The following is a 1,826-nucleotide window of genomic DNA, read 5'->3' as shown; positions in this document are numbered from 1 at the left end:
CGGCGGGCTCGCGCTGCTGCCCCGCTGGACGGCCCGCCGCCATCCCGCCCTGGTCCTACGGCCGTTGACCGGGATGCACGCCCGCCGCCACATCGACGCCCTGTACCGTCCCGAACGCACCGCCCGCCGCGCCGTCCGCACCGTCCTGGTCGAACTCCGCCGCGCCGCCACGACGATCAGAACCGGCGACGGCCGGGTATGAAGGTCGGGGCCGCACCGGACGAGAGGAGGCCGATGCCGGAGTTCGACGGCTGGGCCCGCAGTTACGATGACAGCCAGCTTCAACAGGCGCTCTACCGGCCCGTCCACCGCGAGATCGTCGGCTGGCTGCGCGCCGCGGGCCGCTCGCCCGCCCGGATCCTGGACGCCGGGTGCGGCACCGCCCGGCTGACCGCCGACCTGGCCGGGGCGTTCCCGCGGAGCGGCGTGCTCGGCGTAGACGCCTGCCCGCCGATGCTGGCTGCAGCCGCTTCGTTCGTCCAAGTGGCCGCCGCACGAGTGGAACGGCTGCCTTTCCGGTCGGCCTCCTTCGATCTCGTCGTCAGTTCGCTGTCGTTCCGGCACTGGACGGACCGGCGGGCGGGGCTCGCCGAGATCGCCCGCGTCCTCACCCCGGAGGGCACCCTGCTCCTGGCCGACGCCCTGCCCGAACCCGACCGCGCCGCGCTCCGCACGGAGCTGCCCGGCGAGCTCGCGCTCACCGCCCTCACCCCGCTGCGCACGGCGTCGCTGCTCGCCGACACCTATCTCGCGGTCGCCCACAAGACGGCCCCGCCGCCGCTGCCGGCCCAGGGCCCGCCGCGTCCCGCCATCGGCACCCAGTTCCACGTCATTCCCTGACAGAGTGAAGGGGCGAAGGAGTGGATATGGCCGTCCTGCTGGACATCGACGGAGTGCTGACCGTCTCGTGGCGGCCGCTGCCCGGGGCCGTCGCCGCGGTGACGGCGCTGCGGGCCGCCGGGGTGCCGTTCGCGCTGCTGACCAACACGACGTCGCGGAGCCGGGCGGCGATCACCCGGTCGCTGGTCGAGGCCGGATTCCCGATCGGCGAGCGGGACGTCGTGACCGCTCCGGTGCTGGCCGCCGCCCGGTTCGCGGGGGCGCGCTGCTTCCTGCTCAACAGCGGGGACCTCGGCGACGACCTCGCCGGGCTCGACCTCGTCGACGCCGATCCCGAGATCGTGCTGATCGGGGGAGCGGGGCCCGAGTTCGGCTATGCGGAGCTCGACCGGGCGTTCGGCTTCCTGACCGGCGGCGCACGGCTCGTCGCGCTGGCCAGGAATCTGTCCTGGCAGGTCGCCGGCGGGCTCCGGCTGGACGCGGGCGCGTTCCTGCTGGGTCTGGAGGCCGCCGCCCGCACCGAGGCCGAGGTGATCGGGAAACCGTCGCCCGCGTTCTTCGCGACCGCGCTCGACCTGCTCGGCGCGGTGCCCGGCGACTCCCTGATGGTCGGCGACGACCTTGCGGCCGACGTGCTCGGCGCGCAGGCCGCGGGCCTGACCGGAATCCTCGTCAGAACCGGAAAGTACCGTCCTGGCGGCCCTGAACACGAGGCCGACCAGGTCATCGACTCCATCGCCGACCTGCCCGCGCTGCTGGCCGCCCGCTACTGACCGCCGCCGCCTCCTGGTGTAGTTTGGTTAGGCTTGCCTAATCCCCCGGAGGGTGTCATGGACGCGGTGCCGCGCAGCGCACTGGAACAGCTCGTCGTGAAGATCGCCCGGGACGTCCGGGGTGTGGCCCCGGCCGGGGTCGACGACGACCTGGCCGGCGCCGCCGCCGAGACCGCCCGGCGGCTCGCCCGCGACCTCGGCCTCGCCTCCGCC

Annotated in this window: 2 protein-coding genes and 1 pseudogene; all 3 read left to right on the top strand. The window is 74.5% G+C overall.

The window, feature by feature from the left end; genetic code table 11:
- A pseudogene (locus ACYVE7_RS33440) lies at positions 1 to 202 on the top strand (hypothetical protein); the annotation flags it as partial.
- Between the two features lie 32 nt (positions 203 to 234).
- Positions 235 to 840 carry a class I SAM-dependent methyltransferase gene (locus ACYVE7_RS33435; RefSeq protein ID WP_460370503.1) on the top strand — a complete coding sequence of 202 codons (606 nt, stop codon included), beginning with the start codon at positions 235 to 237 and terminating at the stop codon, positions 838 to 840.
- 26 nt (positions 841 to 866) lie between these two features.
- Complete coding sequence (locus ACYVE7_RS33430) at positions 867 to 1,613, top strand: HAD-IIA family hydrolase (protein WP_460370500.1); 747 nt, start codon at positions 867 to 869, stop codon at positions 1,611 to 1,613.
- The last annotated feature ends 213 nt before the right edge of the window (positions 1,614 to 1,826 follow it).

It is taken from the genome of Actinocorallia lasiicapitis, from assembly GCF_054778695.1.
This window is presented reverse-complemented; position numbering and strand designations above follow the sequence as displayed.